Genomic DNA, 14573 nt, shown 5'->3' on the forward strand with positions numbered 1-14573 from the left:
CGATAAGGCTGCGACCCATGGACCCGATCATCGCTGCGACTCACGCCGATCCCTACCCCTACTACGCACAACTGCGCGCCGAGGGTGGGCTGGTTTTTCATCAAGGACTGAAACTGTGGGTGGCCAGCAGCGCCCGAGCCGTTGCCGCCGCGCTGGCGCATCCGGGCGGCCATGTCCGGCCGTCCCATGAGCCGGTGCCCAAGGCCATTGCTCAAGGCATGGCCGGCAAGGTGTTCAGTCAGTTGATGCGGATGAATGAAGGCGAGCGGCAGCGTTGCCCGAGGGCGGCGATTGAGCCGGGGCTGGCGTTGATTGACGTGAATGAGGTCAATGCGTTGGTCGGCGCTCGATTGATTACCCCGGGCCCCGACGGGTTGTACACGGCGATGTTTCGCGGACCGGTCTGCGTAGTGGCGGCGTTGCTGGGGTTTTCTCCGGCTCAGGGCCGGGCCATCAGCGAGCTGACCGCAGACTTTGTCGCCTGCCTGTCGCCGCTCAGCGATCAGGCACAACTGAACACCGCCCATGTCGCGGCGGAACAGCTGAAGGGTTATTTCATCGAGCTTCTGGACGATCCGAGCAATCGAAGCGCCCTGCTCGCCGGTATCCGGCAGCGTTTCGCGGTGACATCGACCGATTCTGAAAGCTTGATCGCCAACCTGATTGGATTGTTCTCCCAAACCCATGAAGCCACTGCCGGGCTGATCGGTAATGCGCTATTGGCGTTGAGGCGAAACCCACAGTTGAATTCGGCTCAAGTTGACGAGCTGATCTCTGAAGTCCAGCGCTTCGACCCGTCGGTGCAAAACACCCGCCGCTTCGTCGCCGCGCCGTGTGAAATTGACGGCGTGAACCTGAGCCCCGGCGACGTCATCCTGGTGCTGCTGGCCTCGGCCAATCGCGATCCGCAGCTTAATGATGATCCCGATGCGTTTTTGCTCGATCGCCCGAACCGTCGCAGCTTCACGTTCGGGGCGGGCCGGCATCAATGCCCGGGACAGGTGCTGGCCTTAAGCATTGCCCGTGCGACGCTGGCTGAGATCCTGGCGATGCAACCTGCTTTGGACCGGTTGACCTGGCACTACCGCCCTTCCCTTAACGGGCGCATTCCTCTCTTTGCCTGAAAGACACTTCAAGCATTGCGATATTCGACCGTCAGGTGAGACAACTCATGAACCGGCGCCAGACGTTCGCGAATGGCGTCGGCACTGACACCCGCCGCGGCCACGACGCTGACAATCGCCGCCCGCGCCTGAGGGCCGACTTGCCAGACGTGAAGGTCACTGATGCGAACATCGTCCGTCGACTCGAGCAGCTCACGAATTTCGGCGGCGACGTGCTCATCGGTGGTATCCAGCAACACTGCGGCGCTGTCACCCATCAAACCGTAAGCCCATTTCGCAATCACGATGGCGCCGACAATGCCCATCACCGGGTCCAGCCAGACCCAGCCCAGGTAGCGCCCGGCCAACAATGCCACGATGGCCAGCACCGAGGTCAACGCATCGGCCAGTACATGCAAATACGCCGAACGCAGGTTGTTGTCGTGATGGTGGCTGTGATCGTGATGATCATGGCCGTGATGTCCATGATTGCCCGACAACAGAAACGCACTGACGATGTTCACCCCCAGCCCCACCACCGCAATCACCGTCGCTTCGGTGAAGGCTACGGTGGTCGGTTGAAACAGTCGCACGATGGATTCGCCAGCGATGCCGATCGACACCAGGCCCAGCACTATGGCTGAAGCAAAACCCGCCAGGTCCCCGACCTTGCCGGTACCAAAACTGAAGCGCGAATTGTTGGCATGTCGTCGAGCAAAGCCGTAGGCCGCCGCCGCAATGCCCAAGGCCCCGGCGTGGGTCGCCATATGAAAGCCGTCCGCCAGCAACGCCATGGAACCGGTGATGTAACCGGCGGCAATTTCGCCAATCATCATCACAAACGTCAGCGCCACCACCCACAACGTGCGGCGGGCGTTTTCATCGTGGGCGGCCCCTAGAAACAGGTGGTCGTGGGTAAAGTGCGAAGTTTGAGGTTGCAGAGTCATGGGGCTGGCCTCTATTTCGAGTAACGGCGGATGGCTTGCAACAAGTCCTCAACGCCTTCGGCGCGTGCTTCATCGCTGAGCCCGGGACGCGCCACATGCTCACGAGCGTGGGCGTCGATGAACTGATCCATCAGACCATTGACCGCACCGCGGATCGCCGCGACCAAGTGTAGGGTTTTGGCGCACTCGGCGTCGGACTCCAGCGCCCGTTCAACCGCCTGAACCTGGCCGGCAATACGCCGGACGCGGTTGAGCAGGTCGTCTTTGTGTTCGTGGATGTGCGACATACATATACCCCCCACCCCTATATGGCGGACATGATTGCCAATGCTGCCGGGGTTAGCAAGTCAGGTGGACCGAGTCATCGTTCATCGCGGGCAAGCCACACTCCCACAGGTTCAGCGCAAACCCTGTGGGAGCGGGCTTGCTCGCGAAGACGGCATGACAAACGAAGCATCACTTGAGGCGTGCGCAACAGGCTACAGCGCCTTGCGTCATTGCCTACAACTACGCCAGAATCCGCCGGCTTGTGCGCCTTGGGGGCCGTCGGTAACTTGATTCCCGTCACTGAATGGTCAGTGATCGGGTTTAGTCGCTCGGTAGTCTTCACAAGCAGCATGCACTCCATTCAGTCGGGCGTACCTACGCCTGCGCTCAATGGCAGCTGTACGCAGGGCGCCTTCGGGCGCGCCGGTAATTGCTTGTGTCCCCGGTCGACTAACCTGCGTACAGCTGCCACCCTCTCGTTTAGTCGCAAGGTGGTGTCAGCATCACTTAAGGACTAACAAGCAATGTTCAAACACACTCCAAACCCTCCTGAATCAGAAGCCGAATCGGTTTCGCCCAAGCCCCCACGCAAACCCAGCACAATGTTTGTCGTCGCACCCGACATGGATACCGAAAGCTTGCTGGCCAATGCCTGCGAATCACTGGCATCAGCCAGTGTCATGATCAGTGATTTCGCAACCCTTCTGGAAGGCCCACATCGCAACACAGTGCTGGGGATTCAGCAGGTCATCATGCTCGGCGAACTGGCCGTGGCCCGGGCACTGGACAACATCGATCCGCAGCAATAGCCGATGGTCTGTGACGAGGGAGTCTTGCTCCCGCTCGGGTTCGCAGCAGCCGCAAAACTGGCGAGCGGAGATTACCTGACACACCGCATTCACGGGTTTTAGGGCCGCTGCGCAGCCCAACGGGAGCAAGCTCCCTCGCCACAGAGGGGAGTAAAAATGTGAGCTTTCTTTACCAAGATCCAACAATGAGCCACGAGGAAGCGACAACGCTTCTAGCTAGCGACGTAGAAACCAACGTTATCGCCGCACTGGTTTCTATCGGGTTGAATGAGCAAGACAGGATTTGGGCTCAGAACACCTGCCTGAAATACCTCGAGAGTGAGTCCGAATCGGTTGCAGCAGCTGCCATCACCGCGCTCGGTCACATCGCCCGTAGACAGGGTGATCTGGATTTGGGTGCTGTACTCCCGGCCCTTGAAAAAGTGAAGGAAAAATTCCCCTCCCTGGAAGGGACTGTGGCGGACACCCTTGATGATATTGAGGTATTCACCTGACTTGCCGTTTAGCAAAAGAACACTTTTTCCGCGAACCGAACACTGAACTGTGGCGAGGGGGCTTGCCCCCGTTCGGCTGCGCAGCAGTCGTAAAATCGGCGCATGCAGTCATGCCTGAAGAACTGCGATAACCGGACTGGGGTCGCTGCGCAACCCAACGGGGGCAAGCCCCCTCGCCACAGCTCTCACAACCATCAATCATCCCGCGTCAGCACTTCCAGCAATTCAATCTCGAAAATCAGATTCGAATTCGGTGTAATCGCGCCCATCGTCCGCTCGCCATAGGCCAGATGCGCCGGCACCAGCAGCTTGCGTTTACCGCCGACCTGCATACCCATGATCCCTTGATCCCAGCCCTTGATCACCCGTCCCGTGCCAATCACACACTGGAAAGGTTTTCCCCGGCTGTAGGAAGAATCGAATTCAGTACCGTCTTCCAGCCATCCTCGATATTGAGTAGTGATCAGCGCGCCTTTGACAGCGGCTTTGCCGTCGCCCACTTCAAGGTCGATTACCTGCAATTCATCATTCATTACATTCACTCTAGTGTGCGCTTGCCCGAACAAGCTTCATGGGCGCCGTTTTCCCAGAAATGCGGACTATTGGCAACCGTTTCGCTCTGTATCGGGCAGTGGCCGTGAACTAATAGACCCGCCACCTCCTCCCACGGTTCGGGCTAAACGCAGTGGGAACAATCAGTATCGGTTGGGCGAGCAGACGGTGAGCCGGGTCTGACGCAGGCGCCACGGCGCCCTACCAGAGAGCAATGTCGTAGGTGAAATAGATCCGATTGCTGTCACGTCCACGCGCGAAGTCCGAACGGTAGACATAGTTGCGCAGCTTCACGCCAAGCCCCTTGAACGTGCCGCTCTGGACCACATAGGCCAGTTCCGTGTCGCGTTCGGACTCTTTGATGTTGGTGTCGGACTTGCCGTCGTTGCCTTTGAGATAACGGGTCATGAACGTCAGCCCGGGCACGCCCACCGGTGCAAAGTCGTAACCGTAACTGAGCATCCAGGTCTTCTCGTCCTCTTCGATGAACTTGCCGATGCCGACGTTGCTGAATGAGTACACCGTCGCACCGCTGATGTATGGCAACCCGGCGTCACCGCTGAGTTGTTGATAACCGCCGCCAAAGGTGTGCCCCGCCACCGCGTAGGACAGCTGACCGCTGAGCATGTCGTTATCGATTTTCGAGGCGTAGGCACGGCCCGCGTCATTGCTGCTGAAATAACGCAGGTCGCCGGTCAACACCCCGGGGCCCAATGGCAGATCGTGCTGGATGCCGGCAAAGTTCTGGCGATAGAAATTTTCCAGTTCACCATAGAAGTAACTCAGACGGGTGTTCTTGCCGAGTTTGTAATCACCGCCAGCGTAGGTGAAATCGCCACCTTTTTCGCCTGAGTATCCGTCAGGAACAATCGACACGCTGTCGGTGGAATCGCGCAGCTTGAATCGGTCCAGATGACCGCCAGTCAGGGTCAGGTTTTCGATGTCGGTGCTGATGACTTGCCCTCCCTCATAAGTCTGCGGCAGCAAGCGCGCATCGTTATAGATCAGTACCGGAGTTTTGGGCATCAGGGTGCCGTACTTGAGGGTGGTCTTGGCCAGTTTGACCTTGGCCGCAGCCCCGGCGCTGGCAAACTCATCGGCGGCGCGACCGTCATCGTGTACCGGCAACAGACCGGTGCCACTGCGGCCACGCCCGGAATCGAGTTTGACACCCAGCAAGCCCAATGCGTCGATCCCGAAACCGATAGTGCCGGGGGTGAAACCCGACTGAAAATCCAGCAGGAACCCTTGGGCCCACTCGGTGCGCTCACTTTTGGCAGTTCTGGCCGAACGCGCACTCAAGCCATGTTCATCGCGAAAGTTTTCGTTGAAATAGACGTTGCGCAGTTGCAGCTTCAACTTGCTGTCGTCGATGAAATCACTCGCACCGGCAGTGGCCATCGGCAACACGCCCAGAAGAGGAAGAAGAGCCCCGCGAGTCAGAAAATGGATCATGTCGAACTACTCATATTGTTGTTTTAAGGATGCACGTGGCCGCGCACCCGTCATCGGGAGCGTGGAGTTCTATCAGCGGCGAGTCAGGGGTGAATCAGGAGAACAGCGTCAAGGCACCGGTCAGCAGAGCCAGCGCGGTGAGCACCAGGGAGGTGAGCACCGCCCATTTGACGGTGGCGCGCTGGAAGTCGCCGATGTCGCGATCGACCATCCCCACCAGCAACAGGGTCGAGGCCACCAGCGGGCTCATCAGGTGCACCGGTTGGCCAAGAATCGACGCCCGGGCGATTTCCACCGGATCGATCCCATAGGCCGCCGCCGCGTTGGCGAGGATCGGCACCACACCGAAGTAATAAGCATCGTTGGACAGCACGAATGTCAACGGCATGCTGGTGATCGCCACCACCAGCGGGAACAGGTGACCCCAAGACGGTGGAATCCAGTCCACCAGGGTTTGCGCCAGGGCGTCGACCATTTTGGTACCGGAGAAAATCCCGGCGAAAATACCAGCCGCGAATACCAGCAGCACCACGGTCATGGCGTTGCCGGAGTGGGCGAGAATGCGCTCCTTCTGAATGTCCAGCTGCGGGTAGTTGATCATCAGCGCCAGCACGAAACCGATCAGAAACAGGATCGCGGAATGCATGATCCCCATCACCAGCGCGACCATCACCGCAGTCACCAGCAACAGGTTGACGTAGGCAAGTTTCGGGCGCTTGTGCGGCGTATCCTCAAGAATCGCTTTGATGTAGCAATCACCGCCACCGCTCTGCAGTTGGGTATTGCCGATGCGTTTACGCTCGGTGCGGCCCAGCAGGAACGCGGTGAACACCACCCACGCGGCGCCACCGACCATGGTCGGCAACAACGGAATGAAGTACGCCCCGGCATCCAGCCCCAGCGCGGCAATCGCCCGGGTTGCCGGGCCGCCCCAAGGGGTCATGCCGCTCATGATGCTCAGTGACAGCATGGCGATGGTCGCCAGAATCATCGGGTTCATGCCGATGCGCTTGTACAACGGCAGCATCGCCGCGCAAGTGATCATGTAAGTGGTCGTGCCGTCACCGTCCAGGGCGACAGTCAGCGACAGCAGCGCAGTGCCGACCGCGATTTTCATCGGGTCACCGTTGACCCGTTTGAGAATCTTGCGGATCAGCGGATCGAACAGCCCCGAGTCGATCATCAAACCGAAAAACAGAATCGCGAACAGCAGCAGCGCCGCCGACGGTGCGACCATTTTCAGGCCATCAAGCATCATTTTGCCGGTAGTCCCACCAAAACCGCCGATAACCGCAAAGACGATCGGTACAACGGTCAACGCAACGATCGGTGACAGACGTTTGGTCATGATCAGAAAGGTGAACACAACCACCATGGCCAAGCCGAGTAAGGCAAGCATAAGGCAACTCTCTTGTTGTTATGGATTGTGTGGCCGACGCGCAGGCGAACGACTCCGAGCCCGCCAGGCGACGCGATCGGCGACGCCCGGCAGCAGGTAGTAAAAAGGTTAGTTTTTGCAGCGCTTACGCAGTACTAAATGTGCGTGGTGGTTCCGACGCGATCCCAGGTTTGATCGCCATCCGGGACAGCCGGTTTTTTACCGTCCAGGGTATCGAGCAGGACCTGACGGTCGCAGGCGTTCTCCGAGATAGAGATCACCACAGTCGCCACGGCGTTACTGGCCAGACTGGTCAAGGCCCGTGCTTCAGACATGAAACGGTCGATCCCGATCAACAGCGCCAGACCAGCCAGCGGAATGTCATGGATCACCGTGAGCGTGGAAGCCAGCGCCACGAAACCGCTGCCAGTCACCCCCGCCGCGCCCTTGGACGACAGCAACATGATCGCCAGCATGGTCAAGGTTTGGGTCATGGTCAGATCAATGTTGCAGGCCTGGGCAATGAAAATTGCCGCCAGAGACAGGTAGATCGCCGTGCCATCGAGGTTAAACGAGTACCCCGTCGGCAGCACCAGCCCGACCACGCCTTTGCTGCATCCCAATGCCTGAAGTTTCTCCAGCATGCGTGGCATGACCGGCTCGGTGGAGGAAGTCCCCAGCACCACCAGAAACTCTTCGCGCAGGTAACGCAGCAGCTTCCATAGGCTGAAGCCGTGGGCGCGGCAAATGCTCCCCAGTACCACAAAGACGAAGAAGGCGCAGGCGACGTACAAGGTCATGATCAACTTTGCCAGCGAACCCAGCGAGGTGATGCCGTACTGTCCGACGGTGAACGCCAGTGCCCCGAAGGCACCGATCGGCGCAAAACGCATCAAGTAGGAAAAAATCTTGAAGACCATCTGCGATGCCGCTTCCAGTACATCGAGCACTGGCTTGCCACGGTCGCCCAGGGAAGACAGGGCGAAACCGCACAGCACCGCGATAAACAGCACCGGCAGCACTTCACCTTTACTGAACGCACCTATAAAGGTGTCAGGGATGATGTGCATGAAAAACTCGACCACCCCAAGCTTCGCCGCAGACTCGGTGTACTGGGATAGACCTGCCGTACTCAATTGGCTCGGATCGATGTTCATGCCCACGCCCGGCTTGAACACGTAGACCGCGACCAGGCCTATGAACAGGCTGATCACCGTCAGCCCGAGAAACAGCAGCATGGTCTTGCTTAGCAAGCGGCCAAGGGAGCGTTTGTCGTTCATCCCGGCGATGCCGGTGACGATGGTGCAGAACACCACTGGCGCAATCATCATTTTGATCAGCTTGATGAAGGCATCACCCAACGGCTTGAGGGCAATGGCCTGCTGAGCCCAGAAGTGCCCGACCACGACGCCCAGCAGCACGGCGCAGAGGATCTGGAAGTAGAGCGATTTAACAACTTTCATGGCATCACCCATTTTTAGAATTGTTCTGATGCAAAAACGACAGTGACTGCGCGGGAAGACTACCCGGCGAGCCGTTGTGAAACCGGGGCATACACAAAGCCGGAAAACAGTCTTCGCGCGGTACGAACAACAGAGGCGCGGATTGTGTCACCGTTTTTACCGGTGTAGGACAACACGACATCGATGCCGCCGCTCGGGTGCTCGATCCGCACCTGTTGCAGACGCGTCCCACCGGTATTACCGAGCATTTGCGCAACCACACTGCCTTCGCTGACGCATGCCGTGGCCAGACCGATGGAACCGGTAATGGCCAGTGCACGGTGGCAGTTATGCGGCATGAAGTAGCGAACCTGCAACGTGCCACCGGCCTTGGCCGGTGCAACCAGCACAGGCTTGGGAATGACCTTGTCGCTGACGTCGCCCAGCCCCATGGCCACGCCGGCCCGCAACCGCAGAGCTTCGAGACGGTGCATAAAGTCTCTGTCGGCGTCCAGCTCGGCCGGAGATTCGTCGCCGCGTTTGCCCAGGTGACGCGCCTCGATGATCAGCATCGGCATGGCCATGTCGATGCAGGTCACCGGAATGTCGTCGAACCAGTCCTGGGTGCTGCCGGTTGGAAACAGCTTGCCGGTCTTGCTGCCCGCTGCGTCAAGGAATGTCAGTTGAACCGGTGCCGCGCTGCCTGGCACGCCATCGATGGCGGTGTCACCTTCATAGCTGACTTTGCCGTTTGGTGTCTGCACGTCAGAGGTAACGAAGGTGCCGGTGTTGAGATTGCGAATCCGCACGCGGGTCAACTCACCGACCGCCTTGACCAGGCCCTGCTCGATGGCAAACGGTCCGACCGCACAGAGCATGTTGCCGCAGTTCGGGGCGGTATCCACCCGACGCTGGGACACCATGACCTGAACGAACAAGTAATCAACATCGGCATCGGGATGTAACGAAGGGCTGACGATGGCGACCTTGCTGGTCTGCGGGCTGCCGCCGCCGATGCCGTCGATCTCCAGTTCGTGGCCGGAGCCCATCACAGCGAGCAACAGTTCATCGCGTTCTTCAATCGAAACCGGCAGATCCCAGGCGAGAAATACCGGTCCCTTTGAGGTACCACCGCGCATCAGCACACAAGGAATTCGTTGCATGGCCACTAACTCTTGTTAATCAATCGGGGTAATTGATGTCTTGCAAACAAGAGTGACAGGGAAGTAATTGTGTTTCCAATGCAAAGATCGGAGCAATTATTGCGTTTCACAAAAGAAAGTTTTAACGTTCAGAACGCAGTTCAACGCCCTTTCCCGACGAGATAAAACATGGAATATGAGCTCCAGGACATTCGATCTTTCGTGAAAATCGCCGAATTGGGGAGTTTTCACGAAGCTGCCGATGCACTGCATCTGTCGCAACCAGCCTTGAGTCGACGGATAAAAAAACTTGAGGAGGGTTTAGGGACTACGTTGCTCGATCGCACCACGCGCAAGGTCAGCCTGACTAGCGTCGGCCGCGACTTCCTGCCCAAGGCTCGTCGATTACTGGATGACTTCGACGATTCGATCCTGAACATCCGTGAGCTGGCCGAACGGCAAATCGGCCAGGTGACCCTGGCCTGCATTCCAACCGCTGCGTTTTACTTCCTGCCGTCGGTGATTCGTCTTTACAACGAGCGCTACCCGAAAATCCGCATCCGTTTGCTCGACCTCAGTGCCAATGAAGGGCTCGAAGCAGTGTTGCGGGGGGAAGCCGACTTCGGCATCAACATGATGAGCGGCCAGCACCCGGACATCGAATTCGTTTCACTGGTCAATGAACCCTTCGTCCTGGCCTGTCGTCGTGACCATGAGCTGGCCCAGCGGACGTCCGTGACCTGGTCAGAACTGAGCGATTACCGGTTGATCGGCGTCGGGCGCCTGAGCGGCAACCGCATGTTGCTGGACCACGCTCTATCGGGCCTGAGCTGGCGTCCGCAGTGGTTTTATGAAGTGCAGCATTTGTCCACCTCGCTGGGCATGGTCGAAGCCGGGCTTGGGGTTTCCGCCATGCCGAGTCTCGCGATGCCGGCGGCGGATCACCCGACACTGGTGAGCATCCCTCTGACTGACCCCGTCGTGAACCGGACACTTGGCCTGGTGTACCGTCGGGGCGCATCGTTATCGCCGGCGGCGGAGAAGTTCGTTTCGATTCTGCTCGAACAATGGCCCCACTGAGCCGTGGAGCTCGATAACAACCTGGTTGCTGACTGAATGGACGCCAGCCTTTATCCTGACGCCCCCGCTGAAAATCGGGCGAGCGCCGCTCTCGCCTGCCCCACCCAGGAGTTTCGCCATGCCCCACGAAGGCAACCTGTTACAAGCCGCTGTCGTCTTTTTATTCGCGGCGGTGCTCACCGTCCCCTTGGCCAAGCGCCTGCAATTGGGGGCGGTGCTGGGTTATCTGTTTGCCGGGGTGATCATCGGGCCGTCGGTGCTGGGTTTGATCGGTAACCCGCAAAGTGTCAGCCATATTTCCGAACTCGGAGTGGTGTTGTTGCTGTTCATTATCGGCCTTGAGCTGTCGCCGCGACGCTTGTGGGTGATGCGTAAATCGGTGTTCGGCGTGGGCCTGGCGCAGGTGTTGCTGACCGGTTCGGTGATTGGTGTGCTGGCGTTGTTCGTGTTCGGCCAATCGCTGAATAGCGCGATCGTTTTGGGTCTGGGCCTGGCGTTGTCGTCCACCGCATTTGGTTTGCAAAGCCTGGCCGAGCGCAAGGAACTGACCAGCCCTCATGGGCGGTTGGCGTTCGCGATTTTGCTGTTCCAGGACATCGCCGCGATCCCGCTGATCGCGATGGTGCCGCTGCTGGCCGGGGGCGATCACACCACCAGTGCCGCCGAAGATTTGAACCATGGCTTGCGGGTGCTGGGCAGTATCGCTGTGGTGGTGATTGGCGGACGGTACTTGCTGCGCCCGGTATTTCGGGTGGTGGCCAAAACCGGTCTGCCGGAGGTGTCCACCGCCACCGCGTTGCTGGTGGTGATCGGCACGGCATGGCTGATGGACCTGGTCGGCGTGTCCATGGCACTCGGCGCGTTCCTCGCCGGTTTGCTGCTGGCGGATTCCGAATACCGCCACGAGCTGGAAGCGCAGATCGAACCGTTCAAGGGACTGCTGCTGGGGCTGTTTTTTATCAGCGTCGGCATGGGCGCCAATTTGAGTCTGCTGCTGAGCGCGCCGGTCGTGGTGCTGGGGCTGACCCTGTTGCTGATCGCCATCAAGTTGCCGCTGCTATTCGTTGTCGGTCGACTGGCCGGAGGTTTGGGCAAGGTCAGTGCGATTCGCCTCGGCATCGTGCTGGCGGCCGGTGGTGAGTTCGCATTTGTGGTGTTCAAGATCGGTCGTGATCAGGGGCTATTCGAGCCGCGCCTGTACGACCTGCTGGTGCTGACGATTACCTTGTCCATGGCCGTGACGCCGCTGTTGTTGCTGTTGTGCGCCCGACTGGTCAGCCCCAAGGTTCAACCGGTGGTGGTGCCGGAGAAATTCCGCGAAATCGACACCGATACGCCACGCGTGGTGATTGCCGGCATGGGCCGGATGGGGCAGATCGTGGCGCGGATTCTGCGGGCGCAGAACATCAAGTTCGTCGCCCTCGACACATCGGTGGAAACAATCGAATTGTCCCGCAGCTTCGGCGGTGTACCGGTGTTCTATGGCGACCCGATGCGCCCGGAAATCCTCAGCGCGGCCAAGGTCGAGCAAGCGGAGTTTTTCGTGATCGCCACCGATGATCCCGACACCAACATCAAGACGGCCGAAGTGGTGCACAGGCTCTATCCGCACATCAAAATCATCGCCCGCGCCCGTAACCGTCAGCATGTGCACCGGTTGGTGGATGTCGGGGCGCAGGCGGTGCGGGAAACCTATTATTCCAGCCTGGAAATGACCCGGCGGACCTTGGTCGGACTCGGGCTGACGCAGGCCCAGGCGGATGCGCGGATCAAGCGCTTTACCCATCACGATGAACAGGTGCTGGAGGCCCAGCACGCGGTGTATGACGATGCGGCCAAAGTGATGCAAACGGCGCAGGAAGCGCGGGCGGAACTGGCAAAACTGTTTGAGTCGGATCAGTTGGAAGAGGAAGCGGGTAAGGTTTGAACCGGATCGTTCCCACGCTCTGCGTGGGAATGCCGCCATGGACGCTCTGCGTCCGCTCTTGAAATGTGACGCAGAGCGTCACGGGATGCATTCCCACGCAGAGCGTGGGAACGATCACTTGGCAAGGAACCCACAATGGCTGACCAGACCTCCCCCGCCCTGAAGGAAATCTTCAACGCCGAACGCCTCGCACACATCGCCACCGAGATGACTGCGGTCTATCCCGGGTTCGATGCCAAGGCCTTCCTGAAACTGGCCAGAACCGGTCTGGCGGAATTGTCAGTCATGCAACGCATGGCCCGCGTCAGCGAATGCCTGCACGCGGTATTGCCGCTCGGTTATGAAGAATCCCTCGACGTCCTGCGCGCCCTCGCCCCGCGCCTGAACAGCGCCTTCGTCAGTATGTTTTTGCCGCACTACGTCGCGACCTACGGCGCTCACACGTTCGATCTGTCGATGGACGCGCTCAAATATTTCACGGCCTTCGGCTCATCGGAATTTGCCATCCGGCACTTTCTGCGCGGCGATATCGAACGCTCACTCAAGCTGATGCAAGACTGGTCGCTGGATGACAACGAACACGTCCGGCGCCTGGCCAGCGAAGGCAGCCGACCGCGCCTGCCATGGTCGTTCCGCCTGGAACAGGTCCAGGCCGACCCGACACTGGCGGCAGCGATCCTCGACAATCTCAAGGCCGACAACAGCCTCTACGTGCGCAAATCCGTGGCCAACCACCTCAACGACATCACCAAGGATCATCCCGAGTGGGTGCTGGCGCTGATCGAGGGCTGGTCGCTGGACAACAAACACACGGCGTGGATCGCCAGACACGCTCTGCGCAGTTTGATCAAACAGGGTAACAAGCGAGCGCTGGCAATCATTGGCGCGGGCGGCAAGCCCGAGGTTGAAATCATTGACGTGAAGGTTGAGCCGGCGGTGATACGTCTGGGTGAGAAAATCACCCTGTCTTTCAGAGTGAAGTCCACGGTCCCGGACAGTCAGCGATTGGTGATCGATTACGCTATCGATTATGTCAAAGCCAACGGCAGCACCTCGGCAAAGGTGTTCAAACTTAAAGCCCTCACGCTGTCCGACAATGCCAGCGAAGCCATTAGCCGCAGTCAGCACATCAAGGAACTGACCACCCGCAGGCACTATGCCGGCCAGCACGCGGTGCACATTCTGGTAAATGGCGAACGCTTGGCCAGCACCCAATTCCGAATTATCGCTGACGCTCATTGACACCCACACCAGAGCCACCCGGCAGCATGCGCGCAAGCGTGTTGTCACGGACCCAGTAGTGATGGAACAACCCCGCCGCTGCGTGCAAACCAATCAACCAGTAGCCAGTGCTGCCGAGCCATTCATGCCAATGCTTGAGTTGCTTGGCCAGATCGGGATCAACCGCAACCGGCGCCGGCAAGAAAAAGCCGAAATACGGCATCGGCTTGCCCCCGGCGGCCAGCATCAACCAGGCCAATAGCGGCGTAGCAATCATCAGCCCATACAGCGCCAAATGCATGAGGTGCGAGACGCCGGTCTGCCAGGTGGGCGGGGCCGGGGTAATCGGTGGCCGGGGCGTGAGGCGCCCGAGCAAGCGAACCCAGACCAGCGCAAAAATGCTCAACCCGATTACGCCGTGCAACCCCAGAAACAGGCCCCTCAAGGCATGCCCACGGGGCAGCAATCCTTTGATCTCGATGCAACCATAAACGCCGACGAACAGCGCCAGCATCAGCCAGTGCAAGGTGATCGAGAGTTTTCCATACCGGTGTACTGCTGAATCTCGGGTCATACGGGGCCTCGTGAAGATCGGTGGCGGCTGCCGACTCATTTCGTACAGCCGGGATCCGGTTTCGTCGAACCGACCGGCGCCACCCTGCCCGTCCAGTCTTAAGACAATCTGAAGGTCCACCTTCAGACTCCGTTAAGAATTGCCTTTGATACTCCTCCCGAACTTACCCAGGGAGGCGTTCT

At 59.1% G+C, this 14573-nt stretch carries 14 protein-coding genes; 6 read left to right on the forward strand and 8 right to left on the reverse strand.

Annotated features, from left to right (window positions below; all coding sequences use genetic code 11):
- Window positions 1–17 precede the first annotated feature (17 nt).
- On the forward strand, window positions 18–1124 hold the full coding sequence (locus tag ACZ9IM_RS19700) for a cytochrome P450 (protein ID WP_476224762.1): 1107 nt from the start codon (window positions 18–20) through the stop codon (window positions 1122–1124).
- A gap of 8 nt (window positions 1125–1132) precedes the next feature.
- On the opposite strand, the gene dmeF is transcribed toward ACZ9IM_RS19700, so the two are convergent.
- On the reverse strand, window positions 1133–2050 hold the full coding sequence (dmeF, locus tag ACZ9IM_RS19705) for a CDF family Co(II)/Ni(II) efflux transporter DmeF (RefSeq protein ID WP_427623580.1): 918 nt from the start codon (window positions 2048–2050) through the stop codon (window positions 1133–1135).
- A gap of 11 nt (window positions 2051–2061) precedes the next feature.
- The gene (locus tag ACZ9IM_RS19710; RefSeq protein ID WP_019648873.1) at window positions 2062–2337 is read right to left on the reverse strand and encodes a metal/formaldehyde-sensitive transcriptional repressor; all 276 of its coding nucleotides are present in this window, start codon (window positions 2335–2337) and stop codon (window positions 2062–2064) included.
- Between the two features lie 504 nt (window positions 2338–2841).
- Between ACZ9IM_RS19710 and ACZ9IM_RS19715 the strand changes: the two genes are divergently transcribed.
- Together ACZ9IM_RS19715 and ACZ9IM_RS19720 are read left to right on the forward strand one after the other, a co-directional pair.
- Window positions 2842–3126: a DUF6124 family protein gene (locus tag ACZ9IM_RS19715; RefSeq protein ID WP_476224763.1), complete on the forward strand. Its 285-nt coding sequence runs from the start codon at window positions 2842–2844 to the stop codon at window positions 3124–3126.
- A gap of 158 nt (window positions 3127–3284) precedes the next feature.
- Entirely contained in the window at window positions 3285–3620 is a 336-nt protein-coding gene (locus ACZ9IM_RS19720; RefSeq protein ID WP_476224764.1) for a hypothetical protein, read from the forward strand.
- 194 nt (window positions 3621–3814) lie between these two features.
- On the opposite strand, the gene ACZ9IM_RS19725 is transcribed toward ACZ9IM_RS19720, so the two are convergent.
- The 5 genes from ACZ9IM_RS19725 to ACZ9IM_RS19745 all read right to left on the reverse strand — a co-directional run bounded on the left by ACZ9IM_RS19725 (window position 3815) and on the right by ACZ9IM_RS19745 (window position 9610).
- Window positions 3815–4153, reverse strand: coding sequence for an FKBP-type peptidyl-prolyl cis-trans isomerase (locus ACZ9IM_RS19725; RefSeq protein WP_007895103.1), 339 nt, complete (start codon window positions 4151–4153; stop codon window positions 3815–3817).
- Between the two features lie 220 nt (window positions 4154–4373).
- Window positions 4374–5627 (reverse strand): OprD family porin, encoded by a 1254-nt coding sequence (locus ACZ9IM_RS19730; RefSeq protein WP_476224765.1) that lies wholly within the window; start codon window positions 5625–5627, stop codon window positions 4374–4376.
- A gap of 94 nt (window positions 5628–5721) precedes the next feature.
- Window positions 5722–7026 carry a CitMHS family transporter gene (locus ACZ9IM_RS19735; protein ID WP_008071325.1) on the reverse strand — a complete coding sequence of 435 codons (1305 nt, stop codon included), beginning with the start codon at window positions 7024–7026 and terminating at the stop codon, window positions 5722–5724.
- A gap of 134 nt (window positions 7027–7160) precedes the next feature.
- Window positions 7161–8480: a dicarboxylate/amino acid:cation symporter gene (locus tag ACZ9IM_RS19740; RefSeq protein ID WP_476224766.1), complete on the reverse strand. Its 1320-nt coding sequence runs from the start codon at window positions 8478–8480 to the stop codon at window positions 7161–7163.
- 47 nt (window positions 8481–8527) lie between these two features.
- On the reverse strand, window positions 8528–9610 hold the full coding sequence (locus tag ACZ9IM_RS19745; protein WP_476224767.1) for a 4-oxalomesaconate tautomerase: 1083 nt from the start codon (window positions 9608–9610) through the stop codon (window positions 8528–8530).
- Between the two features lie 168 nt (window positions 9611–9778).
- On the opposite strand from ACZ9IM_RS19745, the gene ACZ9IM_RS19750 reads away from it, so the two are divergent.
- From ACZ9IM_RS19750 to ACZ9IM_RS19760, 3 genes are all read left to right on the forward strand, one after another.
- Entirely contained in the window at window positions 9779–10669 is an 891-nt protein-coding gene (locus ACZ9IM_RS19750; protein ID WP_007895093.1) for a LysR family transcriptional regulator, read from the forward strand.
- Between the two features lie 118 nt (window positions 10670–10787).
- Window positions 10788–12596, forward strand: coding sequence for a monovalent cation:proton antiporter-2 (CPA2) family protein (locus ACZ9IM_RS19755; RefSeq protein WP_427623573.1), 1809 nt, complete (start codon window positions 10788–10790; stop codon window positions 12594–12596).
- 135 nt (window positions 12597–12731) lie between these two features.
- Window positions 12732–13838: a DNA alkylation repair protein gene (locus tag ACZ9IM_RS19760; protein ID WP_192343593.1), complete on the forward strand. Its 1107-nt coding sequence runs from the start codon at window positions 12732–12734 to the stop codon at window positions 13836–13838.
- On the opposite strand, the gene ACZ9IM_RS19765 is transcribed toward ACZ9IM_RS19760, so the two are convergent.
- Window positions 13819–14391, reverse strand: coding sequence for a cytochrome b (locus ACZ9IM_RS19765; protein WP_427623570.1), 573 nt, complete (start codon window positions 14389–14391; stop codon window positions 13819–13821). The two genes, ACZ9IM_RS19760 and ACZ9IM_RS19765, sit on opposite strands and share 20 nt — an antisense overlap.
- Window positions 14392–14573: the final 182 nt, after the last annotated feature.

The sequence above is a fragment of the Pseudomonas sp. TE12508 genome (assembly GCF_056279485.1).